We start from the raw sequence: 24,393 nt of genomic DNA, 5'->3' as shown, positions 1-24,393 counted from the left end.
CTTTTAAGAGCTAACAAATAGTGGGGCTATTTGTTGGCTTTTTTTACTTGATGTTAGCCTTTTCGTTGAATTGTGGAACCCAGCCATGTCGGCCGCTCCATACCCAGTTCCAAAGTGAGCCTGTTCCGTCCACTGGATCACCAGTTTGTGCTGGCATATAAGCTCCGTTCCAGTTTCTAAGTGATTCTTTAGCATTTGGGTCTGTTGAAGGAGTTCCAACAAGACCTTCGCTGTGGCTAGATGTATGACAAGTGTAACAAACAGCCATGTTCGTGTACTTCTTGAGAGAAGAACCTTTTTCACTGATGTCTTTCATGTAAGCTGTAGCGGTTGCTTCTGACCAGCCATATTTGCCGCCTTCAGCAACTGGCTTCGTGTAATCTGCAATTGTATTACCTGCTACGTCTTTCAACAGGGTAATGTCAGTACCGTGCGCATAGTGACAGGCTGCACAGCTTCTACCTTGTGATGAGCTGTTGGTAGTATGCGAGTAGTGGCCAAGAGCTGTTTGTTTTCCACTAGCTGTATCGTAAGTATCATGACATGTCGAACAGAAATTAGCATAAGTTACTTTGTCAGCATCTGCCTTTGGACCTTTTGATATTGTAATCTTTAATCCAGAATTAGTAGAGCTGCTGTTGATTGCAGTAAAAGCTGGATCTTCTGTTAAATCAAGTTTGATAGGTGTTGTTGAATAAGTAACACCAGCAACAGTATTATTCAATAAACGGTCGTTAGTAGAACCATGTGGATTGTGGCAGCTGGAGCATTGCAATTCATCTGTCGATTTATTGTCTAATGCACCAGGAGCTGAACCAATTTCCACTGTACCAACGTTGTGCATAGAAGCACTTTCATGTGTAGTATTGAAAGTACCTGCACCAGAACCTTGTCCTAATACGTTATAGAAGCCTAAAGTACCGTCGTGGCATGTTAAGCACAAATCAGACTCAGTTTCCTCGAACTTCAATAAGTTTGCACCGTCGGCAGTGTGAGTGCTATGGCAGTTGGCACAAGAGTTAGTGTTGTTCTGGAAATTGCCGTGTGTTTTGTGTTGGTTAACATCGCCATTGTTGTCAATTGTGCCAACATGAATGTCTGGAGCTGGATTGCTTGGCGTTGGAGTGAACTCCTCTGCTGAAGCAAAGGCAGCAAACATGCTTATCAAGATAAGCGTAATCAATGCTGAAAAGCCCAATTTTACCTTGCTCATTTTCTAAAACCTCCCAAAATAACTCTCTTTTTCTCTCTAAAAATTTTTAAGCCTATAAAAACCCTTTTCCCTATTTCCAAGCATCACCACCTTTATGGTAACTATATTGTTGCCACCAAAAAACATTACAGGGAGGGTTTCGAATGTTTTTTTGGTGTTCCAATACTGCTAGATTAATAGAAAACTGAGATTCTTTGGTTGATTGTGTCCGTTACATAAATAACATTCCGCTCATCAATGTAAAGTCCGTTTGGCAGATACAGCTGACCATTTTCAGTACCCATTCCGCCTAATACTTCTAATTCATTTCCATCTTTATCATAGGCATACACATTGTGGGATAAATTGCTGACCACGTACACATTTCCATCGGAATCAACACCAACACCGCGTGGATTTACGAATATCGCTGAACCTTTTCCATCTTTTGAACCATTAATGACTTTAAGAAACTTTCCATCCTTGTCAAAGACTTGGACTCGGTTATTTCCTGAATCCGAGACATAAATTTTATTTTCTTTATCGACTGCTACAGCATTTGGTGCGATGAACTTTCCATCCTCCTGTCCGGCGCCGCCAATTTCCATTAGCTTCTTGCCTTCCATACTTAACACGTATAATTTGTTTGCCTTAATGTCTGTGACATATAATTTGTCATCATAAATGCGCAAACCGCCAGGGGACTGAATGACTTTATCCTGGTCCGGGAAATTTTTGATAAATTCGCCTTTTGTATTGAATATTGAAATTTTTCCGTTATATAAATCCGCTACATAAATGTTCTCATCACTATCGCCGGCAATTCCATATGGAAATTGGAATTCTCCATCCTTTGTTCCCGCTTTGCCAAATTTGGAAACATTATTTCCAGACTGATCAAACACCTGTACTTGATTGTTTTTCGTATCGGTGACATAAATGTATTCGCCAATTTTTGTTACATCCATCGGTTTATTTAATGGATTTTCAAAACTGCCGTAGAATGATTGTCTAAACTCAGGCTCTCCACTAGTTGGATTCGCCGCCGCCACCAAAGGTTTAAGAGCTGGTCCCAGATCTAAAAGGGTGATTACTGAGAATAGGGCTGCTGAAAGTACAACCATGGCACTCATCCATATATATGTTGTTGTCTTTTTCAATTCTTGTCATCTCCTTTTATTTGCTGTCCTTATCTTTCCCAGCAAGTCTGGTAAGTGCCTCCGAAGCTGGTTTATAAAGCGGGTCATAGCTTAGGGCCTTTTTGTATAATTCCTCTGCGTCCTTTACATTCCCCTGGTCTTCAGCCACTCTGCCCATTTCAAAAATGATATCGTTATTGGCAGGCATCAGCTTATCCGCTTCTTGAAGAGACGCTAATGCTTCTTTATACTTTTTCAGCTTTCGGTAAACCATTCCTTCTAATAAATGACCCTTGTAATCTCTTGGGGCCAGCTCTGTCACCTTATTGGATTGCTTAAGGGCGTCATCATAGCGTTCTTGATCATTGTACACGAGCCCCAGATTGAAGTAGGCGGCGACATTTTCCTTATCCAAATCAATTGCTGTCTGTAATTGCTTGACAGCTTCTTCATCATTAGCTGTTAAATGGTAGGAATAACCTAAATTTATCCGATGTTCCGGTTTATTAGGTTCCTTGCTGACTAATGCCTCATAATAGGAAACCTGCTGCTCTAATCTGCTTTCGTTCTCATTGGACCAGAAAAATTTATCAGTAATAAAGTAACCGCCAATTAAACTAATAATTAAGCTTGCAAGAATCAGTGAAATCCCTTGGAATTTCGTAAACCGATCATTTTTTTTCTTCGTTCGTGTTTCTTTTGTTTCAGGCTCTTCTATAATAGGGAGTTCATGGGCCTCCATAAGAATCCTCCTCATGTTCTATCTTTTTTCCTGTTGAAATCTCGAAGCCATTCGTGAATGCTGATACCTACAAAAGCTCCAACACGGAATATTCAAATAATCTACAAAGCCCAAGTGAACTTGGGCCAGTTTTATTTGTGACAGTTACTGCAAGTTTTTTTCACATGGCAGGTATAACAGCTTTCCTGCGGCTTTGTTACGTTACCAACTGAAATAGGATGATTTTCCCGCCATTTATTCAGGTGCTTCTTCTGGTGACATGTAGAACAATTTACCGCGTTGTTGCCGGCTGTTCCCGTTTTATTATTTTCATGGCAGGTGAAACATTTCTCCTGATTTTTGCTAGCCTCTGATCCATGACTGCTAAAGAAGTTATCTGTATGGCTGGCCGGGCGCGTTTTATGGCATTCCAGACAGAAAGTATTTTCTTTTGCATAGGTACTTGCATTCTTGTCAGTGCCTTTATTCTCTGTGCTTAAGTATTTCGATAAAACAGATGCTTCTTCATATCCTTCTAACTCAGACGTTGACATATACTTGTGACAAGAATTACAATCCTTTAATTCATCCTTAGCCTGTAGTCCATGTGTTTTTGTCTTGAAGTCCGCATCTTTATGGCTCTTTGGCAGCATGCCCGTTGTATGACAGGCACTGCATTCCGTTGTGATTTGTCTGTTTTCATGACATTCCATACAAGTATCCATCGTCGGTCGGGTGTATTCCACTTCAGACATGACTGTTTTTCCAAGTGAAGCATCCCATTTGGCATAGTCGGTCTTGAAAGTCATGTTCCTGTCGGCTACTTTTCCATGGGCGACACCGCTATGGCACTGGGTACATTTAATATTCTTGTCCTTGTGCTCCGTATGGGAAATAATAATATCCCCGGATGCAGTCACATTTCGATTTGACATATTGTGGCATTTTTCACATGCGCTGTCAGGTATTTCGTTTGCCATTCGGATAATGGCGGCCGAGAGTTCCTCTTCATTCCGGAGCTTTTTGATGACCCCTGTTGCTTGATCCTTAGCTATCTCCTTGAGCCCGGGATCTGTATGGCAATTTGTACAATCAACTTCGCTATGAGTGGATGCTTTCCACGTATAAACTTCGGGTTTCATCTCATGACACGATGCGCAAAATCCCGAACTGGTGGTTGCTTTTAGCCCTATTTCGCCGATGGCAAAAAAGACGACCAAAAACATCACAGTGAACGTTGCGATTTTATAGAATTTATAGCGAAATTTGGGAGGGGACGGCTGATTGCTCCTATGTTCTTCATCCATAAATGCGACCCTCCTGTTTACGGTTTATTAGTTTTTGGCATCATCTTTAAAGCCAGTCCTATGACAATATTGGCAATATACATCTGTTGGGGCCTTTTCAGTCGTTGAACCATCTGCCGGCTTTTCGCGGTCGTGACAGACGAAACATTCAGCCTTTTGTTCCGCTGTTTGGGCATTTGCAGCATGTGCTGTCAACCATTGATTGCTTTCAGAGTGTCCTGCCGGCCGGTTTGCGTGGCATGCACTGCAAAACTGGTTCGTTCTTGTCGCATCTTTCACGACAGTCAAATTTGGCGTATATTTGCTAGTTTCCGTTCCTTGCCCGCTCAATTTGATAATTGAATCAAGGTCCTCACTGGAAACCTCTCTAATCCACTTGGAATCCTGGTGGCACTTAACACATTGATCCAATTGTTGAATAGCTGTGGTCCCGTGATTTCCATTCCAGCCTTCGACTTTATGGCTATCAGGAACTTTTATTTGTTTGTGACATGTTTCACATGCCATGGAAAGCTTCACGTCTTTTTGCTGTTTTCCGATGGCTTGGAGAATAATGTCCTGAGTCTTCTCATCATGGACAGCAGCATTGGCCGTTTCAGTATTTGCTGTTTCTTCCTTTGCAGATTCTGTTGTTTTCTTGGCGTTTACCTCTTCGGTTTTCTCCGTCTCTTCTTCTGGGTTCTTCGGAACAAGATAAGAGACATCTTTCCACGGCTTTTCACCGTTGTTGACTTTATCATGACAATCGATACAGGTTCCCATATTCGGGGCTGTGTATGCTTTTTCTAGGACTAAGTCCCCGTTTGCATCATCCGAAAACTTATCACGGTCTTTCTCCGTGTTTAATTCGCGTGATGCGATTTTTCCATGGGCGACCCCTGAGTGGCAGGAAATACAAGGCACGCCTTCCTCGATATGTCCTTTGTGATTTACTTTCAAGTCCCCCGAAGCGGTCACCAACCGGTTTTCCGAGTGACATTGTAAACAGTTTTCATCCGAAACTGCTTCATCCACGGTTTGCACAATTTGTTCCGGGACTCCCGTTACATGGTAGTACACTTCTTTTAAACTTTTCACTTTATGTACCATCATGGTTACAGCACCTGGTTTAATATGACACTGGACACATGTTACGTTGCTATGTGAGCTGGCAACATATGTTGAGTGTTCCGGCGCCATTTCGTGACAGGAGGAACAGAATGTCGGAGAGTTGGTAAAGGCGATGACTCCATATCCTCCGCCCCCAATCACAATCAGCGCGATTATGGATGCAAACATCATTTTCCAGCGAGTAACTGGATCCTTCCAGTCTATATTTTTGACCCAATGCCAAAGTCGGCGGAAGATTCCCTTTTTTTTCTCTTCTCTAGTTTCGGGATCGGTCTCTTTGTTTTTCTTTTTCCCCCAAAAGGCCACTTTCCTCACCCTTCCCATATGTATTTGGATATCAATTTATTTTCCAGATTAACCTCTCTAAAGGTAGTATCTATCATTCTAGGAGTATATTCCAATGTACAATTTGTGAATATTTCCTAATAAAAAGAAGCACTCCATTTTCGCCCAAAAGCAACATGCAAATATTGATATATAAGCATTCTATTAACATTATTAATACAGTGCAAATATGTATACATTTGTTATATTTATACATAAAACCATGTTTGTTATTCATTTTTGTAAATTTTTTTAAAAAACCGACACCAAATTCAGCCACCTGCCATATTTGTCGAAAAACCGAACATTTATGGCAGGGAGATACTTAGTATGATTAAGATAATTTCCTTAGTACAGGATTTCATAGGGTTTCCGAGTCCTGTTTAAAATCAGCACAAATTGACAAATTCTGCAGTGGCGCTAACAGGTTGTCACTCTATCGCTGAAAATGGTAAGATGGAGAAAGGATTATCTAGCAAAATCAATAGTATTTAGTGGCTTTTTAGTAAAGACAAAAAGGAGCGTTCATCGTAATATGGGGATTTTAAATAAAGTCTTTGACCTGAACAAACGTGAGCTAAAACGATTAGACAAGCTCGCCAACCAAATTGAAGCACTTGCTTCCGAAACCGAGAGACTTACGGACGAACAGCTTCGCGAAAAAACGGAAGAATTTAAGGCCCGCTATCAAAAAGGCGAATCACTCGATGATCTGCTTGTTGAAGCGTTTGCTGTAGTCCGGGAAGGTGCCCGCCGCGTCCTTGGCCTTTATCCATATCATGTACAGCTCATGGGTGGTATTTCTCTCCACGAGGGTAACATTTCCGAAATGAAGACCGGTGAAGGTAAAACTTTAACGGCTACCATGCCGGTATACCTCAATGCTCTATCGGGCAAAGGTGTCCACGTGGTAACCGTCAACGAATACTTGGCTAGCCGTGACGCCACCGAAATGGGTGAACTGTATCAGTTTTTAGGATTAACCGTCGGCCTAAACTTAAACAGCATGGATAAAGATGAAAAGCAGGCAGCCTATGCAGCTGATATCACATATGGAACGAATAACGAGCTTGGCTTCGACTATCTGAGAGATAATATGGTCCTGTACAAGGAACAAAAAGTTCAGCGCCCGCTTTTCTATGCCGTCATCGACGAAGTCGACTCCATTTTGATTGACGAAGCGCGGACTCCATTAATCATTTCAGGACAAGCTCAAAAATCAGCTGTCCTTTATATGCAGGCAAACGCTTTTGTCCGCACCTTAACGAGGGACGTGGATTACACCTATGATGAAAAAATTAAAGCCGTCATGCTGACCGAAGAAGGAATCAGCAAAGCGGAAAAAGCGTTCGGCATCGAAAACCTGTTTGATATTTCGCACGTCACTTTAAACCATCATATCAACCAAGCCCTTAAAGCCAACGTAACCATGCACTTGGATGTTGATTATGTTGTGCAGGACGGGGAAGTCGTCATTGTTGACCAATTCACCGGCCGTTTGATGAAGGGGCGCCGGTACAGCGAAGGCCTGCATCAGGCGATTGAGGCAAAAGAAGGCGTGGAAATTCAAAACGAAAGCATGACCATGGCCACCATCACGTTCCAGAACTACTTCCGTATGTATGAAAAATTGGCTGGTATGACCGGTACCGCCAAAACGGAAGAAGAAGAATTCCGTAACATCTATAATATGAATGTTATCGTCATCCCAACCAACCGCCCGATTGTCCGTGATGACCGTCCGGACTTAATTTACGCCTCCATCGACGGCAAGTTCAAAGCGGTAGTAGAGGACATTGCCCAACGATATATGACCGGTCAGCCGGTACTGGTTGGTACAGTAGCGATTGAAACGTCTGAATTGATTTCGAAAATGCTCTTGAAAAAAGGCGTCCGCCACAATGTTTTGAATGCGAAAAATCATGCCCGTGAGGCGGAAATTATCCTGGAAGCAGGCCAGAGAGGTGCTGTTACCATTGCCACCAACATGGCCGGCCGTGGTACGGACATTAAGCTTGGCGAAGGCGTCAAAGAACTGGGCGGCCTGGCCGTAATCGGTACCGAGCGTCACGAGAGCCGCCGGATTGACAATCAGCTCCGCGGACGTTCCGGACGTCAAGGGGACCCTGGGATTACTCAGTTCTACTTGTCGATGGAAGACGAACTGATGCGCCGCTTCGGTTCAGACAACATGAAGACTATGATGCAAAGACTTGGCATGGATGATTCACAGGCCATCCAAAGCAAGATGGTGACCCGTGCCGTGGAATCGGCGCAAAAACGGGTAGAGGGCAATAACTTCGACGCCCGTAAACAGCTTCTCCAATATGACGATGTACTTCGCCAGCAACGGGAAATCATTTACAAGCAGCGCGATGAAGTAATCGAGTCGGAAAATCTCAAAGAAATTGTGCATGGCATGATTTTGCGGACAATCGAGAGGAATGTTGAAGCCCATACACCTCGTCATGAGGACGAGGAAGAATGGAATTTGCAGGGTCTTGTTGATTATGTACATGCCAACCTGCTTCCTGAAGGTGACATTACGTTAGAGGATCTTAAAGGTAAAGACCCGGATGAAATGGTTGAGACGATTTTCGCTAAGGTAAAACAACGCTACGATGAAAAAGAAGAACTTCTGCATGATCAAATGCGTGAGTTTGAAAAGGTTGTAACCCTTCGGGCGGTTGACTCGAAATGGATCGACCATATTGATGCTATGGATCAGCTTCGCCAAGGTATCCACCTCCGGGCTTACGGGCAAATCGACCCGCTTCGTGAATATCAGCATGAAGGCTTCGCGATGTTTGAAGCGATGATTCAATCGATTGAGGAAGAAACCGCGATGTATATTATGAAAGCGGAGATCCGCAACAACCTGGAGCGCCAGGAAGTCGCTAAGGGTCAGGCTGTGAATCCGAAGGAAGACAGCGAAACGGTCAAACGCAAGCCAAAAGTAAACCAAGAGCAAATCGGCCGCAATGATCCATGCCCTTGCGGCAGCGGCAAAAAATATAAAAACTGCCACGGGGCAGCGATGTAATTCTTTTTCGAGAGAGTCGGTGTGAAAAACGCCGGCTCTCTTTTTGTTTATACTTTGTTTGACATGGTGTCCCTTTGTTCTTTGTAGAATTCCACGGAGTTTTATAGAATCCCCCACAAAACTACCAGTACAACTCAATAAAGCCAGGCAACCGCCTGGCTATGCTTGCTGTTTCATAAACTCCAAAACCTCTAAATCAATCCATCCGGTTTTTTGTTCACGCATCTCAAAGTTTTCCGAGTGAAGATATGTTGTGATCGCCTTATATAAAACCTCATCGGTGGCCTCTTGCCCCGGAAGGTAACCTTGCCGGGCTAGCTGGCGGATGACCTCTTCTCTTATGGCTCCTTCAACCGCCGCAACCTTTTCAGGATTAGACGGGGCAAAATAAAGCTGCTGCAGCTGGTAAATCCGAATTAACTCTTTAATGGGCTCAGGATGGTCGTCCACCCGGAGGTCAATATAGCGATCATTAAAGCCACCGTAACCGCCTTTCTCTTTTACAACCAACAGAGCGGCCGATTGTTTGCCTCGGCTATCACCGCCTGCCTCCTGACCAGCGCCCAATGCAGCCAGCAGTCGTTCAGCGAGCGTGCCCTCAGCCGTCTGGAACGTCTCAGCCATCCTCGCAACCGTTCTTTCATCGACCAAAATATTTCCTTGGGCCGCAAAATGGGGACCCGTCACACCGCCAGCCCAATCGTAGCAAGCCGAGCCAGTAAACGTGGCGCCATTCCCCTCAGCGTCAATTAACCCGACCTGGCGCATTTCTTTGTCCGGATCATCAGCCAGCAACAACTCAAGTGCTTCCTGTGCCGACTTTCCTTGTTCCATTAAAGTGAGAGCTTTGGGACCGTATGCCGTATTGGCATACGACTGGGTGGCCACAGCCCCTGCTCCCGCCCTTGCCCAAGGCACCACTGCGCCCACGCCTAAAAATTTAGACTGCACGGCGATTCCCCATTCTTTTTCGACCGGGTCATAACCAACAATTGAGAATGTCATCTGTTATCCTCCAAACTTAAGCTAAAAAGATTCCTCCATACACTAGTGCACCGGCAATCACATAGGCAGGATGCACTTTTATTTTTTCCATTAAGATATAGCTGACCACCCCGATAAACAAGGTCTGCCAGATGCCAAACCCCTGATAAGATTGGAAAATGAAATCATAGGTCATCACTCCAAGCAACACCGCAATAACAGGCCGAACGATGGTTGTCATATTTTTGACCCTTGGTGATTCTTTATATTTCATAAGCAAACTCAAAAGGGCAATCATTAAGATGAGAGACGGTGCTACCGTTGCAAATTCCGCGACGATGGCACCCAGCACCCCGCCCTGGGCGTAGCCGATATAACCGGCCATTTTCGTGGCAATCGGTCCAGGCAGGGCATTCCCCATGGCGAGTACCTCAGAAAATTCCTGAACGGTCATCCAATGATAACGGTCCACAACCTCTGCCTCGATCAAAGGAATCGAAGACGGACCGCCGCCATATCCGAGAATCCCAGGGATAAACAAGGCTAAAAAGATTTGCAAGTAGATCATGCTGATTCCTTCTCCTTTTTCTTGGCGGCTTTACCGGAATCGCCCTTTAATAGCGCACCCAATAATAAGGCAAAAATTAAGATGGCCGGATGAAGGCCCAATCCCTGAAGGATAATCAGGCTCACCACTACCAAAATAATTGTCCATTTCCAGCCAAGACTGGACTTTTTCGACTTCTGGACAAAATCCCATGTCAGGGTCCCCAGCATCACGGCCACCACGGGGACAACGCCCTTTGTGGCCCCCTGGACCCACGGTTTGTCCTTAAACGCATTTAATGAGGTCAAAAGGATGACCATAAAGAGGATGGTCGGGACAATGGTGGCAGCGACCGCAATGATCATCCCCAAATATCCGCCGACCCGGTAGCCAATATACCCCGACATCTTCGTGTTAATCGGGCCGGGCAAGGCGTTTCCGAGCGCCAGTATATCGCCAAATTCATCGGAGTCCATCCATTTATATTTTTCGACTACTTCCTTATGTACAAGCGGAATCGAAGACGGTCCGCCGCCATAACCAAGGATGCCAACCCGGAAGAACGCTAAAAAGATATGCCATTGCTTCAAAGTTGGTCCCCCCTTTCTAAAGGTAAACTATACAAAGCTATTCATTTCCCAGCTTATTCATAGCCAGGTCCATTCATGTCTGTAAATGCCGATGCTGCTTTTCCTGATCCTTTTTTCAGGAAAGCAACATTCCCGCAGCATCTTACCACTCCAAGTGATGTTATTTTACCACGCCGTGATGGAACCATCCGTCCGCGGTTCTGTGCCTCCCATTAACACGCCGGTTTCCGGGTTGCGCCAAATAATTTGTCCGCGTCCAAAGCCGCCGGAATCAACAGCCACTTCGATTTGATGTCCTTTCCGCGCCAGCGCTTGGGCGATGTGGCTTGGGAAACTTGGCTCAACCTGAACTTTCTTGCCTTCTATCCACTGCCATCTTGGCGCATCCAGTGCCGCCTGGGGGTTTAATCCAAAATCAATCGTATTCATGATCACCTGCATATGCCCTTGAGGCTGCATGTAACCGCCCATGACGCCAAACGGGCCAACAGCCTGGTCACCCTTCGTTAAGAAGCCAGGGATGATCGTATGGTACGTCTTCTTGCCAGGACGCAACGCATTCACGTGCTCCGGGTCTAACGAAAAGTCATATCCGCGGTTTTGCAGGGAAATTCCCGTACCCGGCACCACTATTCCAGACCCAAAGCCCATATAATTGCTTTGAATATAGGACACCATGTTGCCTTCATCGTCGGCTGCGGCAAGATAAACGGTTCCTCCTTTAGGTGGCTGATATGGGTTTGGCATTAATGCTTCCCCACTGATTTCACTGCGGCGCGCTGCACCATATTCCTCTGACAGTAGCGTTTCTACCGTGACTTTCATATCCGCAGGGTCCGTGATAAACGCCTTGCCATCGGTGTAAGCTAATTTCATCGCTTCAATTTGCTTATGATAAGTATCGACCGTGTCCTTTTCTGTAAAATCCAAACCTTTGGCAATATTCAAGGCTAAAAGGGCGACAAGTCCCTGCCCGTTTGGTGGTATCTCCCATACATCGTAGCCACGGTAATGGACATTAATCGGCTTGACCCATTCTGGCCGGTAGTCCGACAAATCCTCTTTAGATAGGAAGCCATTGTGACGTTTGGAAAAATCGGCTATTTTTTCTGCAAGTTCCCCACGATAAAAGCTTTCCGCACACGTATTAGCGATGGACCGCAGCGTCTTCGCATGGCCCTTAGAACTCCAGACTTCTCCTGCCTTCGGCGCTCTCCCCTCCGGAGCAAATGTCTCAAACCATGATTGGAACTCATCCCCCGTTAAATTTTGTCTGAAGTTTTTATAGGCCCGTTCCCAGAAAAATGCAAGTGTCGGGGGTAGGGGATAGCCATTTTCCGCCAATTCTATTGCTGGCTTAAGCACCTCTGTAAACGGCAGGCGCCCGAATTTCTTCGATAGCTCCGCCCATGCGGCCGGTGCCCCTGGAACAGTAACCGGAATCATGCCATGTGCCGGTATTTTCTCATAACCGCGCTCTTTTATGGCATCAATGGTCATTTTTTGCGGTGCCAGACCACTGGAATTGAGTCCATGGAGCTTTCCTTTTGTCCACACAAGCGCAAACGCATCGCTTCCGATACCGTTGGAGGTCGGTTCCACCACCGTCAATGCGGCCGCTGTCGCGATGGCTGCATCAATGGCATTGCCGCCTTTTTTTAAAATTTCCAGTCCTGCCTGTGCCGCAAGCGGCTGTGACGTCGCCACCATTCCACGTTTGGCAAACATGGTTGTCCGGCGTGAAGGATAGGGATGATATTGAAAATCAAATTTCACCTTTTACACCTCTTTCTCTTATTCTTGTTATCTATTATAATGAACATTCAAAACTTAGTATATCGAAATAATTTGACAGTTAAAAATTTTTAGTTTGCCGACACTAAAAAAACGCTGCCTGGCTCAAACCAAGCAACGTTCTTTTATTTTAGAAAATTTTTATTCTTTAAGAATTGTCCAACTTTAGGCCATACAGTACTGACCAATGTTGCTCTCTTCTTATTATTGAGCCTCAATCAAGCCATAACGGCCGTCTTTGCGGCGATAGACAACGTTTGTCCGGTTGGTGTCCGCGTTGGTGAACACATAGAAACTATGTCCCAGCAGGTTCATTTGCAGGATGGCTTCCTCACTGTCCATTGGTTTCAAATCAAACCGTTTGGTACGGACGAGTTCCAAATCTTCATCTTCCTCCTGCGCTTCCGTATTTGCAGTTGGGGCAAATGCAGGCGGAACATTTCCTTTTTCACGGAACTTTCGGTTTATTTTCGTTTTATGTTTGCGGATCTGACGCTCGAGCTTATCGGTAATTAAGTCAATGCCTGCATACATATCCGTATTTGTTTCTTCAGCACGAAGAGTTAAATTCGGCAGCGGTATCGTTACTTCTACTTTGGAAGTTTTATCTGGATTAAATCTAAGATTCACATTGACCTTAGCATTTGGTGCTTCTGTAAAATAGCGCTCCAATTTAGAAACTTTCTTTTCTAAATAATCTCTGATTGCTGGAGTTACCTCAATGTTTTCACCACGTACGTTATAGTTCATGTGTGGAGTCCTCCTTTATTTAAGGCTATGTATTACATTTCTATTTTACCCCATGAGAATCCTGCTAGATCAAAATAAAATATTTGTCGTTTTTTTGACAAAAACACTAGGAAAATAGTGAGAAAGTTACCCCATCACCTTTGCCTTTCGTTTGAGAGTTAGGTAAAATGATTGGTTATTCGTCCTTTTTTTAATATTATCAGGGACAATTTTCCACCAACATGGCAGTCGAATAGCCTAAATTGATGTGAGATCAAAGGAGGATGCTCGATGACCACTGAAGAGAGAAGAACATTGGCCTGGCATGAAACATTGGAGCTGCATGAATTGGTCGCCTTCCAGTCCACCGGGCTTATGAAATTAAAAATGTCCATCAATAAAGTGACCGATCCGGCGTTAAAGGAACTATACCGGAGATGTATTCGTGACCTTGAGGCCAACCTTCGGGAATTGCTTAAATTTTACCCTCAGGCAGCGGGTTATCAAACGCGTGAAGAGGAGGTCCGCGAGGATATGGGCTTTTTCGCCGCTGACTTGCTGGCCCTATCGAAAACACTGGTACGCAATTTGGCAATTGCGATAACGGAAACGGCTACTCCTGCCCTAAGGAGAACATTCAGCAGACAATTAACCGGGGCGATTCAAGGCCATGAAAGAGTGTTCAATTATATGCATGAGCATGGCTATTATCCCGCCTATGATTTGGGCAGGTTGTTAGGCAATGACATTCAACTTGCCGAGAAAGCACTTGGAATGAGGGAGTAAGGAAAGTTGCAGGGCGGCAGAGATCTGCCGTCCTATTTCCATCATGACTATATCTACCTCGCAATGGTGAGTGAGAAGACGTTAGCCGCCCCCGCCCTTTTTAGGAGTTTAGCTGCATGCCTTAACGTGGAACCTGTTGTGTAAATATCATCAATTAGGACCACCTTCTTTCCCTCCAAACAGGCCTCTGGAGTGAGTTGAAAAACTTGAGGGAGATGGATACGCTCGATCCGTGATTTTTTTGACTGTTTTTCCGAATGTATTCGGGTAAGTATAGGGTTTGGGACAAATCCCGCTTCTATTAATAGTGCTTCCGCTTGATTAAATCCGCGCTCATAAATCCGCTCCTCACTTAACGGAATGGGAATGAATAAATCCGCCTCTATACTCAATAATACCCCCTTTATCCTCTCTGAAAATACCCTGGCCAACACATAGTCCCCGCGATATTTATACTTGGCTATGACTTCTTTTAAATAATCATTGTAGTGAAACAGAGAGTAGTTTTTCTCAAGAACACCTTGCCACTGAGGGTCCTCCTCCCACCGGACGCAATCTTGACAGATATCCCCTTGCCGATAGTTCCCACTTAATAACTCCAACGAACGGCCGCAAATCCGGCATGTTTCGCCTTCCATTTTTTCAAACTTCTTTTCACATTCTTCACAAAGGAAATTTTCAGTTTCAATTGAAAACAGCTTTCTCCAGCCCACTGATGCGCTGATTGGCTGGCCACAACTCAAGCACCTCTCCTGCCGAAAAACAGTCATGTGATTCATCCCCTTTTTACTTGCGGTCCAGAAGTCCCTTTTTAAAACCTTCAGTGTTCATCATCACGATTTGCTTTCTCGCTTTCAGCATTTCTTCTGTTTTTCCGTAGTGAAAAAACGTGACGTCCCCGGTAGGGTGGTCCTTACTGCGGCCTGCCCTGCCAGCTATTTGAACAAGCGCGCTTTCAGTAAAAATGGCGTCTTCCGCACCTATTACAGCCACATCAATGTTAGGAAACGTAACCCCTCGCTCCAAAATGGTCGTCGTCAGCAAAAGGGGTATTTCTTTTGCGCGCATTTTTTGGACCTTTTCCTTCCGCTCAGGGTCCTCCGCATGGACAGCTTCAATGCCGGGGGCAAGCTGGCGAAGAATTGGAAGGGCTGTTTCCATCAAAAGAATATGGGGGAAAAAGAGCAGGGCCTGTTTTCCGGAATTTAGGCGGGTTTTTACCCACTGGATTACATTTGGCGGGAGTTTACCTTTATGGAGCCGCTTTTGCCAATTCCCACACCAGGTGAGTACTGGAACCGGCAACGGATGACGGTGGAACCGGGCTGGGATGGTAGTGAAGTTCCGTTTCCCTGTCCGGCATTCCCGCTGCCATTTCTGGTTCGGAGTGGCCGTCAGATAAATCATCGATGATTCTGGCTTTCGCGCTTGAATGGCGGCATGCTGTAGGGATTCCTCTACCGTATAAGGAAAGGCGTCGACTTCATCGAGGATGATGGCATCAAAGGCATGGTAAAAGCGGAGCAGCTGGTGGGTGGTGGCGATGGTCAACGGGGCATATACATGGCGGTCCTCACTGCCGCCATATAGAGAAGCCACTTTTATTTCCGGAAAGGCGGATTTCAGCCGGGGTGTCAGCTCCAAGACGACGTCTGTTCTCGGCGTAGCAATGCAAATTCGCTTTTTGGCGGAGAGGGCCGCCTCAATCCCCGCAAAAAGCACTTCGGTCTTGCCTGCACCGCAAACAGCCCAGACTAGCCATTCTTTATTTTGCAGAATTGCTTCGACTACCCGCTCCGAGGCTTGTTGTTGGCCTTTGGAAAGGGAACCGGACCAGCCCATGATTTTTGCTGGCAGTGGTGTTACCGGCTCCGGTCCGGTCCAGCCGATGAGCGGTGTGCATTCACTGATTCGCCCCATCATGATGCAGTGACGGCAATAAAGGCACATTTCCCCGCATCTTGCGCACCTAAATGAGCCAAACTCTTGAAGATCGTTATTTCCGCAACGGGCACATATTGGTTGTTTACCGTTGTACTCGATCCCTTTACGGTAGAGAATATAGCCATTTTCATAATGGGTTTGGATTTCATGGGGCGGGAAAGGAATATCATCTAAAAGGAGTTGTTTACCGGTGAGGAGTTTTTGGAGTTCGGGGTTAAAGCCGAAATTAGGATTTAGCTGCGGACTGGGGATCACCTGGATTTGTGAGATTCGGTGGGAATCGTCTGTGTAGAACTTTTGGGGAATAAGTAGATTATTTTTTATAATAAATCTTATGGGAACCACCCTCTTCTTTTTGCCTCATCTTCAGTACATTTAGAAAGTTCGCCACATATTGCATGAAATCCTTCTACATAAAATATCTTCTTCTACTTACAAAAAGCCAGGCATTTTTGCCTGGCTTTTTGTAGTCACTTTTTCATCCATCCCATCCCCATCGAGCCTTCACCCAAATGGGTACCAATCACAGCCCCAAAATAGCCGATGATGAACTCGACATTTGGATACTGTGCCTCCAGTTCGGATTTCCACTCGTTTGCTTCATCCTCTCGGTTCGCTTGGATAATAACAGCACGATAGGCTTCTCCACTGGAAGCGTCCTCTCCCAACATGTCACTAATCCGTTTCAGTGCCTTTTTTTTGGTGCGTATTTTTTCAAACGGAACAATTACCTTGTTCTCAAAATGTAGCAAGGGTTTAACTTGAAGAAGGCTGCCAATAAAGGCTTGGGCCCCGGACAACCGTCCGCCCCTCTGCAAATGGGAAAGGTCATCTACCATAAAGTAGGCACGGGCTGTTTTTTTTAACTCTTCAAGCCTGTCCAAGATCATCTCAGGGGTTTCTCCCTTTTCAGCCATTTCCGCCGCTTCTATTGCGTAAAAACCTTGGACCATACAGCTAATTTCCGAGTCAAAAGCATACACTTTAAAACCTTCCACCATACTTCCGGCCGTGATGGACCCTTGGTACGTCCCACTAATCCCGCTCGATAAATGCACACTGATGACAGCATCGTAATCCTTCGACAGTTCTTCAAACAATTCGAAAAATTGGCCGATTGGCGGTTGGGATGTGGTGGGAAGTTCTTTTGTTTTTACCGTTTCATAGAATTGATTAGCTGTTATATCAATCTCTTCTTGCAAGACCTCTGTTCCAAATATCACTTGTAACGGAATCATATGGATATTCCATTTCTCCCGTATATCTTCCGGTATGTACGCGGTACTGTCCGTGACAATTGCCGTTTTCATATTAAAAAACCATCCTTGTTTAGTATTACAACAAAATTTGCCATAATACCCATTGTATCTGAAAGCAACTGAAAATGCAGTATCAATGGAAAAAAATTTCCCAACATGAAAAGGGCATGCACATAGGCATGCCCCTTTGAATGATTCCTTTTATACGGCAGACTAGCGAACTTCAACCCAGCCATTTTTAATCGCTGATACAACTGCCTGGGTACGATCGTTCACGTTCATTTTTTGCAAAATATTACTTACATGGTTTTTAACCGTTTTTTCACTGATATATAACGCCTCGCCAATCCCGCGGTTGCTTTTACCGTCCGCAAGCATTTGCAGCACTTCACATTCACGGCGTGTCAGTAAATGCAATGGGCGGCGGATTTCTACTGTTTGGACGTAAGAACCGCCATGGGAAACGCCAGCAGCCAGTTTACGATATTCATTTACTAGATTGTGTGTAACCTTTGGATGCAAATAAGAGCCTCCGTCAGCGACCACGCGAACCGCCTCAATCAAGGCATCCGCATCCATTTCCTTTAGCAAATAACCGCTAGCGCCGGTCTGCAGTGCATGGGTTACATAGTTTTCATCATCATGGATTGATAAAATAATTACCTTTGTTTCCGGGTATTTGTCAATCAGCTCGCGGGTTGCTTCCACGCCGTTCACTTGCGGCATATTAATGTCCATAATCACCACATCCGGGCGGTGCTCTTCGACAATGGTCACTGCCTCGCTGCCGTCATCCCCCTCGGCAACGACTCTAAATGATTTTTCAAATTCTAGTATCCTTTTAACGCCTTCTCTAAAAAGCTGGTGATCATCAATAATGGCGATTTTAGTAGTAGTAGTCGTCATATGTAACTCCTCCTAGTTTCTCTTTATTTCCCAAAAGAATTTTTTTATTCCTATATAGTGCTTGTAATATAAATATTCAAAAGAAATTATAAATATTAACTATTTAATGGAACAGAAATGGATACCTCGGTTCCTTTGCCAATTTTAGAATTTATCGTGATCTCGCCTTCAAGCAAATCAACCCGTTCCCTCATTCCGATTAATCCGAACGACTCCGGTTTTTTATGGGCTGGGTCAAAGCCGATTCCATTGTCTTTTATTAAAACGGTAATTCCATCATTGGCAATGTCCAATTGGACTTTAATCTGGCAGGCTTTGGCATGCTTCAATGCATTTTGGACTGATTCTTGAATCAAGCGGAACAAAGCCACTTCATATTTTGCCGGAAGCCGGCACTCAAGGCCCTTATTGATGAACAGGATTTCGGATTGGTTATGGTACTCTTCAATGGTCCGAAGATATTTTCTAAGAGTTGGCACCAGTCCCAAATCGTCCAAGGCCATTGGCCTCAAGTCGTAAATAATCCGTCGCACCTCATAAAGGGCAGCCCGAACCATTTTTTTGAAACTGCTAATTTCCGAAAAGCCCTCTTCAGGTCCCTTTTCACGAAACACGCGTTCCACCAAATCGGATCGAACGATGACGTTGGCGAGCATTTGGGCAGGTCCATCGTGAATTTCCCTTGAAAGGCGCCTGCGCTCTTCCTCTTGCGCTTCAATAATTTTCAATCCAAAATCTTCTCTTGCTTTCGCGTTTTCAAACGCTTCCCCAAATTGTTTAAGATCACTCTGGAGATAATTCATGACAACGGATATTTGAGAGATAAGCTGCTCGGCACGATCTATCGTGGAATGCAGTCCTATTAACCTGCGCTCGAGTTCATCTCTTTTTTCAAGCAATTGCTTTTTATACTGCCAGTTGATGGATAGGTCCATTTGCAACTGATGGGCTTTTTCGTAAGCATCCCGGATCTCTTCCTCCGAATAGAGCTTAAAATTTTTGCTGACTTCCGAGAGCTTCTGTCTTGCCTCGTTTACGAGCATTTCAAGCTCATCGCCCTCATCCATCAATTTCACCATCATTTGTTGAATGGATGATAATTCATTGGTGATATTCTCGTAATCATCTCGGCATTGTTCGCTAATTCGAAAAATGTCACTCTTACTGCATGTCACCGTATCCATCATTTCTTCGCGGATTTCATCAATCGATTTCATATTCATTTGTTTAATCTTCATTTTGGCTCCTCCAGGGTTTTCCCTTTAGGTTCGTTACATTTACTTAACGACTTTTTAAAAAATAATTGGTTTGCACAGCCATTAGACCCGAGCCTTCATTGCCTTAAAGTAGTATAATAAATGAAATTGGAATTTACTACTTCTTTTTGCCTATTACGACTATGTTTATTATACCATTCGAACTTTACACCCAGATTAAAGGTATATTACAGAAACTTTTTTAAATAAAGGAAGGATTTCACGATGTTGCCCCGATATTTAACAGTTAAACTATATGGAAAACATGAAATTACCATCCAAAAGTCCCGATTTATCGCTCATGTTTCCAGAGCAGAATCGGAACAAGCAGCTCAAGAATTTATACAGACCATCAAGAAAGAACATTGGGACGCTACCCATAATTGCTCGGCATACCTGATTGGTGAACATGATCAAATTCAAAAAGCTAATGATGATGGTGAACCAAGTGGAACCGCTGGTGTCCCAATTCTTGAGGTTTTGAGAAAACGGAAACTAAAAGATACCGTTGTGGTTGTCACCCGCTATTTTGGCGGGATTAAGCTCGGTGCAGGCGGTTTGATTCGCGCTTACGGGAAAGCCACGTCAGAAGGCCTGGATGCAGTTGGCATTGTTGAAAGACAACTTGTTCAAGTTATGCATGTCAAACTCGATTATACCTTGCTCGGTAAAATTGAAAAAGAGCTTCGGGCCTCTGAGTACAAAATCAAAGAAATTCATTATTTGGATACCGTCAACATTGAAACCTTCGTCGATGAAAGTAGAACCCAACTTTTTACGGACTGGATGACCGAATTGACGAACGGCCAATGCGTAATCGAATCAGGTGAGACTGTCTATTTAGAGGAAGATTTTGTAAAGAGCTAACGGTTTCTTTAGGGAAATTATAATAGGACTTGATAAGGAAAACAATTGGGAAAAAAATACGGTACCCGTAATCTTTACGGTGTACCGTATTTTTTGTAACATTATGACCGCCCTTTGGCGATACTTGTCCGTAAGGTTTCGACAATGTTTAGAACGGGCCGGTAGTTTCTCCCTACCAGACCAATTCTCTCGGCAAGAATTTCGATTAATAGGATGACGACTGCTATTAAGAATAATGCTCCACCAACCCGGGCCTGTGAATAAATGATGGCCACCAAACCAAAGAATGCAGCCATTGCATAAATAATCAGTACCGTTTGCCGGTGGGAGTAGCCCATACGGAGCAAACAATGGTGAAGGTGAGATTTGTCTGGAGCTAATAAAGGTTTTTTTTGAATCACTCGCCTTAATAAGGCAAATATGGTATCTGAAATGGGAACGCCTAAGATAATGACAGGAATAACGAACGAAATAAAGGTGATGTTTTTGAATCCAAGAAGGGACAAAACTGAAATAATATAGCCTAGGAACAGAGCACCTGTATCACCCATAAAAATTTTGGCCGGATGGAAATTATAAATTAAAAAGCCTAATGTACTGGTTAGAACAATTAAGCCAACGGCAACCACAAACAAGTTACCTTGAATAAAAGCAATTCCAGTTATTGTAATTAGCGCTATTGAAGAGACCCCTGCTGCCAATCCATCTAAACCATCAATTAAGTTTATTGCATTAGTAATCCCCACAATCCAAAGTAACGTGAAAGGAACACTAAACAATCCAAACTGGACTTGACCGCCAAACGGGAGGTTAATGAAAACTACTTGCAAATCACCAAGAAAAACAACACCTAGCGCAGCCAGTAATTGACCTATTAGCTTATATCTCGCCGGCAATTCAAACAAATCATCCAAGAGTCCTGTTAAAACAATAATGAAGCAGCCGAGCAATATTGCCGCAGAGAATTGGTTTTCAGGACGGAGAAGAAGGATTCCTGCGAGAAAACTAACAAAAATGGCTAAACCGCCAAGCCTAGGCATGATGGATTGATGGACCTTACGCTGATTCGGACGATCGGTTGCCCCTATGATGAAAGCTAATTTTTTTATAAGCGGTGTTATAACAACTGATAAGACAAAACATAATATCAAGGTAAGATAGAGCATAAAAAAATCCTCCTTGTGATAAGTTTGTCCATCAAGGAGGATTTGAAAACAAAAATGTGTTTGTAAAAATTCGGAATTTCTGTTCTTAAAGTAAAGAATCTGATTGGACTAATAAGTCCTGAAATATTCATCAATTCCATCAGCGATTGCTTTGGCTAGTACATTTTGGTATGAATCTGTAAATAACTTTTGTCGTTCGCTTGAATTGTTAATAAAGCCCATTTCTACTAAAGTTGCGGGCATAGCAGCTTCCCTTATAACCGCAAATGATGCACCATCGGTTCCACGGTTAGTTGCACCTGTGTATTCAACCATATTTTCTTGTATTAAGTTCGCAAGTGTCACGCTCTTGGAAACTCTTTCTGGATCATTATGCATAGATGCATTGATTTTTGAAGGGTATGCTGGATCATATTCGTAATAATAACCCTCTATTCCGGCAGCAGTTGTTGAACTGGTTCCTGTTGAATTAGTATGAATGCTGACGAAAATATCCGTATTTAAATTATTGGCCATTTGTGGTCTATCCAATAATTCTACAGTGGTGTCGCTGGTGCGAGACATATACACTGTATAGCCACGGCTTAATAATAAAGATTGCACTTTTTTAGCAACTGATAAGTTCAAGTCAGCTTCTTTGTACCCTCCAGCAACCGCACCAGGGTCAGTACCTCCGTGCCCAGGGTCTAAAAATATTGTCAACGGGCGCTTGTACTGTATGAATGCTCCACTAACACTTACTGTTTCCCCTTGACCCTTAGGTACTAACTTAATTTCAATAGCCTCTAATCTTTTGGAAAGCCCCTCAGAACCGGCCCTCATCCCATTTTTGGCCCAGCCTAACCAACCGTAAGATTCAATATGAACTCGATAATAAACATCAAAGTAATTTGATATTTCGCCAGTTAAATTTATATTAATTGCTTCCAAACGTTTGCTCTGTCCCGTGGTACCCGATATTTCACCATTAGATACATTACTTAGCCATCCGTAATCCTGTACATGCGTGGTATATGTAATGCCCCCACTGTATGGTGCACTTTGTAAATTAATCTTAATGGCTTCTAATCTTTTTCCTACCCCTTCAGTTCCACTTAATGCACCGTCTGCTGCGTATGCCTGCCAGCCGATGTCTTCTACATGAGTGGAATATACGATTGTTGGCTTGGTAATAAGCGGCTTATCCAATGATCCTGGAGCAGCCCCACCTTTGTCAACCAGGACAATTTCAACTGCCTCCAATCGTGTAGAAAGTCCCTCTGTACCAGCAGACTCTCCATTTTTTGCCCAGCCTAACCAGCCGAACGATTGGGCGTGAACCCGATAATAAATATCATAATAATTTGCCAAGTCCCCGCTTAAACTCATTTTAATGGCTTCTACCCGTTTACCTTCACCGACTGTACCAGCAATTTCACCATTTACCTTATTGCCCATCCAGCCATAATCTTGAACATACGTTGAATATGTAATATCACCATTAAAGGGACTGTTCTGCAAATTGATTTTTAAGGCTTCAAGCCGTTTCCCAAGCCCACTGGTGCCGCTCATGGCTCCATCCTTTACAGCATCAAGCCACCCATATGATTCAACTTGTGAGGAATAGGAAACTGATGGCTTAGTAAGAAATGGCTTATCAACCGAACCGGGAGCTGCTCCACCTTTGTTAACTAAAACAACTTCAATAGCTTCCAATTGCTTAGAAAGACCCTCTGTACCTGCAGATTCCCCGTTTTTAGCCCAGCCAAGCCAACCAAAAGATTGGGAGAGGACACGATAATAAACATCATAATGTTTAGCCATTTCCCCTGTTAAGTTCACCTGAATGGCTTCCACTCGTTTATTCTGTCCGGTTGTTCCACTGGTTTCTCCATCAGATACACTATTTAACCAGCCGTAATCCTGTACATGGGTTGTGTAAGATATTCCTCCCGTATACGGACTATTTTTTAGTGAGATTTGGAGCGCTTCTAAGCGTTTGGATTCACCTTCTTTGCCACTTAATTCGCCATCTGAGACAAGATTCAGCCATCCATAATCCTGCACATGGGTTCGATAGCTTACCGATGGCTCTAATATGATAAGTTCGCTAGAGGCATTATTATCAGGCGGCATGGCTCCTTTTTCTAGAATGACAATTTCAATTGCTTCCAAACGTTTGGATTGTCCAGAAGTTCCAGCCATCTCTCCATTTTTTACCCAGTTCATCCATCCGTAGCTTTCAGCATGAACTCGGTAATAAATATTATAATTGGCTGCATTCGAACCAGTCAGTTCGATTTTTATGGCCTCTAAACGCTTCGATTGTCCTGTAGATCCACTCTCTTGCCCATTTGTACTATAGGCTGACCAACCATAGTCTTGTACATGTGTGGAGTATTTAACCCCTAAATTTTGCACATTATTCACGGAAATTTTAATACTTTCCAGCCTTTTTGATTGTCCTTCTGTTCCAGATACTTTACCATCAGAAACAGCGTCCTGCCAGCCAATGTCCTGCACGTGGACAGCATAGGACACCGATGGATTCCCTGATGCAAAGGTAGTACTTCCACTTGGAAAAAGGGAGAGACCCATAAACAATAAACCTATTAAAATGAAAACTTTTTTTCGCATTATCCTCCTCCTAAGAAATTAAAACCATTGATTAGTATATAATATCATAATATCTATGAAAATATGACAAAGGTCTACATAATGTGACTGATTTTTATCAGGGAGAGCCTATA

20 protein-coding genes are annotated in these 24,393 nt (G+C 43.9%); 3 read left to right on the top strand and 17 right to left on the bottom strand.

Going from position 1 to position 24,393, the window contains the following annotated elements; all coding sequences use genetic code 11:
• Window positions 1-43: 43 nt before the first annotated feature.
• The 5 genes from ACY8D0_RS13305 to ACY8D0_RS13285 form a co-directional block, all read right to left on the bottom strand.
• On the bottom strand, window positions 44-1,213 hold the full coding sequence (locus ACY8D0_RS13305; protein WP_462410981.1) for a cytochrome c3 family protein: 1,170 nt from the start codon (window positions 1,211-1,213) through the stop codon (window positions 44-46).
• A gap of 173 nt (window positions 1,214-1,386) precedes the next feature.
• Window positions 1,387-2,352 carry a 6-bladed beta-propeller gene (locus ACY8D0_RS13300; RefSeq protein WP_462410980.1) on the bottom strand — a complete coding sequence of 322 codons (966 nt, stop codon included), beginning with the start codon at window positions 2,350-2,352 and terminating at the stop codon, window positions 1,387-1,389.
• A 16-nt stretch (window positions 2,353-2,368) separates the two neighbouring features.
• Window positions 2,369-3,073 carry a tetratricopeptide repeat protein gene (locus ACY8D0_RS13295; protein WP_462410979.1) on the bottom strand — a complete coding sequence of 235 codons (705 nt, stop codon included), beginning with the start codon at window positions 3,071-3,073 and terminating at the stop codon, window positions 2,369-2,371.
• A gap of 131 nt (window positions 3,074-3,204) precedes the next feature.
• Window positions 3,205-4,359, bottom strand: a complete 1,155-nt coding sequence (locus tag ACY8D0_RS13290; protein ID WP_462410978.1) for a NapC/NirT family cytochrome c — start codon at window positions 4,357-4,359, stop codon at window positions 3,205-3,207.
• 27 nt (window positions 4,360-4,386) lie between these two features.
• Window positions 4,387-5,775 (bottom strand): cytochrome c3 family protein, encoded by a 1,389-nt coding sequence (locus tag ACY8D0_RS13285; protein WP_462410977.1) that lies wholly within the window; start codon window positions 5,773-5,775, stop codon window positions 4,387-4,389.
• A 553-nt stretch (window positions 5,776-6,328) separates the two neighbouring features.
• On the opposite strand from ACY8D0_RS13285, the gene secA reads away from it, so the two are divergent.
• The gene (gene secA / locus ACY8D0_RS13280; protein WP_462410976.1) at window positions 6,329-8,836 is read left to right on the top strand and encodes a preprotein translocase subunit SecA; all 2,508 of its coding nucleotides are present in this window, start codon (window positions 6,329-6,331) and stop codon (window positions 8,834-8,836) included.
• 159 nt (window positions 8,837-8,995) lie between these two features.
• Here the strand turns inward: secA and ACY8D0_RS13275 are convergent, their stop codons facing one another.
• The 5 genes from ACY8D0_RS13275 to hpf form a co-directional block, all read right to left on the bottom strand.
• Window positions 8,996-9,841 (bottom strand): DUF1028 domain-containing protein, encoded by an 846-nt coding sequence (locus ACY8D0_RS13275; protein ID WP_462410975.1) that lies wholly within the window; start codon window positions 9,839-9,841, stop codon window positions 8,996-8,998.
• A gap of 16 nt (window positions 9,842-9,857) precedes the next feature.
• The gene (locus tag ACY8D0_RS13270; protein ID WP_462410974.1) at window positions 9,858-10,388 is read right to left on the bottom strand and encodes a chromate transporter; all 531 of its coding nucleotides are present in this window, start codon (window positions 10,386-10,388) and stop codon (window positions 9,858-9,860) included.
• Complete coding sequence (locus ACY8D0_RS13265; protein ID WP_462410973.1) at window positions 10,385-10,957, bottom strand: chromate transporter; 573 nt, start codon at window positions 10,955-10,957, stop codon at window positions 10,385-10,387. Before ACY8D0_RS13265 ends, ACY8D0_RS13270 begins: the two co-directional genes overlap by 4 nt.
• A 165-nt stretch (window positions 10,958-11,122) precedes the next feature.
• On the bottom strand, window positions 11,123-12,685 hold the full coding sequence (locus ACY8D0_RS13260; protein ID WP_462411361.1) for a gamma-glutamyltransferase family protein: 1,563 nt from the start codon (window positions 12,683-12,685) through the stop codon (window positions 11,123-11,125).
• Between the two features lie 270 nt (window positions 12,686-12,955).
• Complete coding sequence (gene hpf, locus ACY8D0_RS13255) at window positions 12,956-13,501, bottom strand: ribosome hibernation-promoting factor, HPF/YfiA family (protein ID WP_462410972.1); 546 nt, start codon at window positions 13,499-13,501, stop codon at window positions 12,956-12,958.
• Window positions 13,502-13,771: 270 nt separating this feature from the next.
• Between hpf and ACY8D0_RS13250 the strand changes: the two genes are divergently transcribed.
• Window positions 13,772-14,266 (top strand): spore coat protein, encoded by a 495-nt coding sequence (locus tag ACY8D0_RS13250; protein ID WP_462410971.1) that lies wholly within the window; start codon window positions 13,772-13,774, stop codon window positions 14,264-14,266.
• A gap of 53 nt (window positions 14,267-14,319) precedes the next feature.
• Here the strand turns inward: ACY8D0_RS13250 and ACY8D0_RS13245 are convergent, their stop codons facing one another.
• The 5 genes from ACY8D0_RS13245 to ACY8D0_RS13225 form a co-directional block, all read right to left on the bottom strand.
• Window positions 14,320-15,036, bottom strand: a complete 717-nt coding sequence (locus ACY8D0_RS13245; protein WP_462410970.1) for a ComFC family protein — start codon at window positions 15,034-15,036, stop codon at window positions 14,320-14,322.
• A 16-nt stretch (window positions 15,037-15,052) separates the two neighbouring features.
• Window positions 15,053-16,546 carry an ATP-dependent helicase ComFA gene (locus tag ACY8D0_RS13240; RefSeq protein WP_462411360.1) on the bottom strand — a complete coding sequence of 498 codons (1,494 nt, stop codon included), beginning with the start codon at window positions 16,544-16,546 and terminating at the stop codon, window positions 15,053-15,055.
• Window positions 16,547-16,680: 134 nt separating this feature from the next.
• On the bottom strand, window positions 16,681-17,520 hold the full coding sequence (locus ACY8D0_RS13235) for a DegV family protein (protein ID WP_462410969.1): 840 nt from the start codon (window positions 17,518-17,520) through the stop codon (window positions 16,681-16,683).
• 162 nt (window positions 17,521-17,682) lie between these two features.
• Window positions 17,683-18,375, bottom strand: a complete 693-nt coding sequence (locus tag ACY8D0_RS13230; protein ID WP_462410968.1) for a response regulator — start codon at window positions 18,373-18,375, stop codon at window positions 17,683-17,685.
• 95 nt (window positions 18,376-18,470) lie between these two features.
• Entirely contained in the window at window positions 18,471-19,613 is a 1,143-nt protein-coding gene (locus tag ACY8D0_RS13225; protein WP_462410967.1) for a sensor histidine kinase, read from the bottom strand.
• 243 nt (window positions 19,614-19,856) lie between these two features.
• On the opposite strand from ACY8D0_RS13225, the gene ACY8D0_RS13220 reads away from it, so the two are divergent.
• The gene (locus ACY8D0_RS13220) at window positions 19,857-20,498 is read left to right on the top strand and encodes a YigZ family protein (protein WP_462410966.1); all 642 of its coding nucleotides are present in this window, start codon (window positions 19,857-19,859) and stop codon (window positions 20,496-20,498) included.
• A gap of 101 nt (window positions 20,499-20,599) precedes the next feature.
• Here the strand turns inward: ACY8D0_RS13220 and ACY8D0_RS13215 are convergent, their stop codons facing one another.
• Together ACY8D0_RS13215 and ACY8D0_RS13210 are read right to left on the bottom strand one after the other, a co-directional pair.
• On the bottom strand, window positions 20,600-21,664 hold the full coding sequence (locus ACY8D0_RS13215; RefSeq protein WP_462410965.1) for a glycosyltransferase family 4 protein: 1,065 nt from the start codon (window positions 21,662-21,664) through the stop codon (window positions 20,600-20,602).
• 108 nt (window positions 21,665-21,772) lie between these two features.
• A complete protein-coding gene (locus ACY8D0_RS13210; RefSeq protein ID WP_462410964.1) occupies window positions 21,773-24,280 on the bottom strand; it encodes an N-acetylmuramoyl-L-alanine amidase in 2,508 nt (835 codons plus the stop codon).
• Window positions 24,281-24,393 lie beyond the last annotated feature (113 nt).

The sequence above is a fragment of the Neobacillus camarae genome, assembly GCF_054950115.1.
The sequence above is the reverse complement of the archived record's forward strand: the minus strand, read 5'-3'. Positions and strand labels throughout refer to the sequence as shown.

What these genes read in the sequence shown, in the direction of transcription:
- ACY8D0_RS13305 (WP_462410981.1), bottom strand. Translation starts at nt 1,213, where the DNA reads ATGAGCAAGGTAAAATTGGGCTTTTCAGCATTGATTACGCTTATCTTG.
- ACY8D0_RS13295 (WP_462410979.1), bottom strand. Translation starts at nt 3,073, where the DNA reads ATGGAGGCCCATGAACTCCCTATTATAGAAGAGCCTGAAACAAAAGAA.
- ACY8D0_RS13290 (WP_462410978.1), bottom strand. Translation starts at nt 4,359, where the DNA reads ATGGATGAAGAACATAGGAGCAATCAGCCGTCCCCTCCCAAATTTCGC.
- secA (WP_462410976.1), top strand. Translation starts at nt 6,329, where the DNA reads ATGGGGATTTTAAATAAAGTCTTTGACCTGAACAAACGTGAGCTAAAA.
- ACY8D0_RS13275 (WP_462410975.1), bottom strand. Translation starts at nt 9,841, where the DNA reads ATGACATTCTCAATTGTTGGTTATGACCCGGTCGAAAAAGAATGGGGA.
- ACY8D0_RS13270 (WP_462410974.1), bottom strand. Translation starts at nt 10,388, where the DNA reads ATGATCTACTTGCAAATCTTTTTAGCCTTGTTTATCCCTGGGATTCTC.
- ACY8D0_RS13260 (WP_462411361.1), bottom strand. Translation starts at nt 12,685, where the DNA reads ATGTTTGCCAAACGTGGAATGGTGGCGACGTCACAGCCGCTTGCGGCA.
- hpf (WP_462410972.1), bottom strand. Translation starts at nt 13,501, where the DNA reads ATGAACTATAACGTACGTGGTGAAAACATTGAGGTAACTCCAGCAATC.
- ACY8D0_RS13250 (WP_462410971.1), top strand. Translation starts at nt 13,772, where the DNA reads ATGACCACTGAAGAGAGAAGAACATTGGCCTGGCATGAAACATTGGAG.
- ACY8D0_RS13245 (WP_462410970.1), bottom strand. Translation starts at nt 15,036, where the DNA reads ATGACTGTTTTTCGGCAGGAGAGGTGCTTGAGTTGTGGCCAGCCAATC.
- ACY8D0_RS13235 (WP_462410969.1), bottom strand. Translation starts at nt 17,520, where the DNA reads ATGAAAACGGCAATTGTCACGGACAGTACCGCGTACATACCGGAAGAT.
- ACY8D0_RS13230 (WP_462410968.1), bottom strand. Translation starts at nt 18,375, where the DNA reads ATGACGACTACTACTACTAAAATCGCCATTATTGATGATCACCAGCTT.
- ACY8D0_RS13225 (WP_462410967.1), bottom strand. Translation starts at nt 19,613, where the DNA reads ATGAAGATTAAACAAATGAATATGAAATCGATTGATGAAATCCGCGAA.
- ACY8D0_RS13220 (WP_462410966.1), top strand. Translation starts at nt 19,857, where the DNA reads ATGTTGCCCCGATATTTAACAGTTAAACTATATGGAAAACATGAAATT.
- ACY8D0_RS13215 (WP_462410965.1), bottom strand. Translation starts at nt 21,664, where the DNA reads ATGCTCTATCTTACCTTGATATTATGTTTTGTCTTATCAGTTGTTATA.
- ACY8D0_RS13210 (WP_462410964.1), bottom strand. Translation starts at nt 24,280, where the DNA reads ATGCGAAAAAAAGTTTTCATTTTAATAGGTTTATTGTTTATGGGTCTC.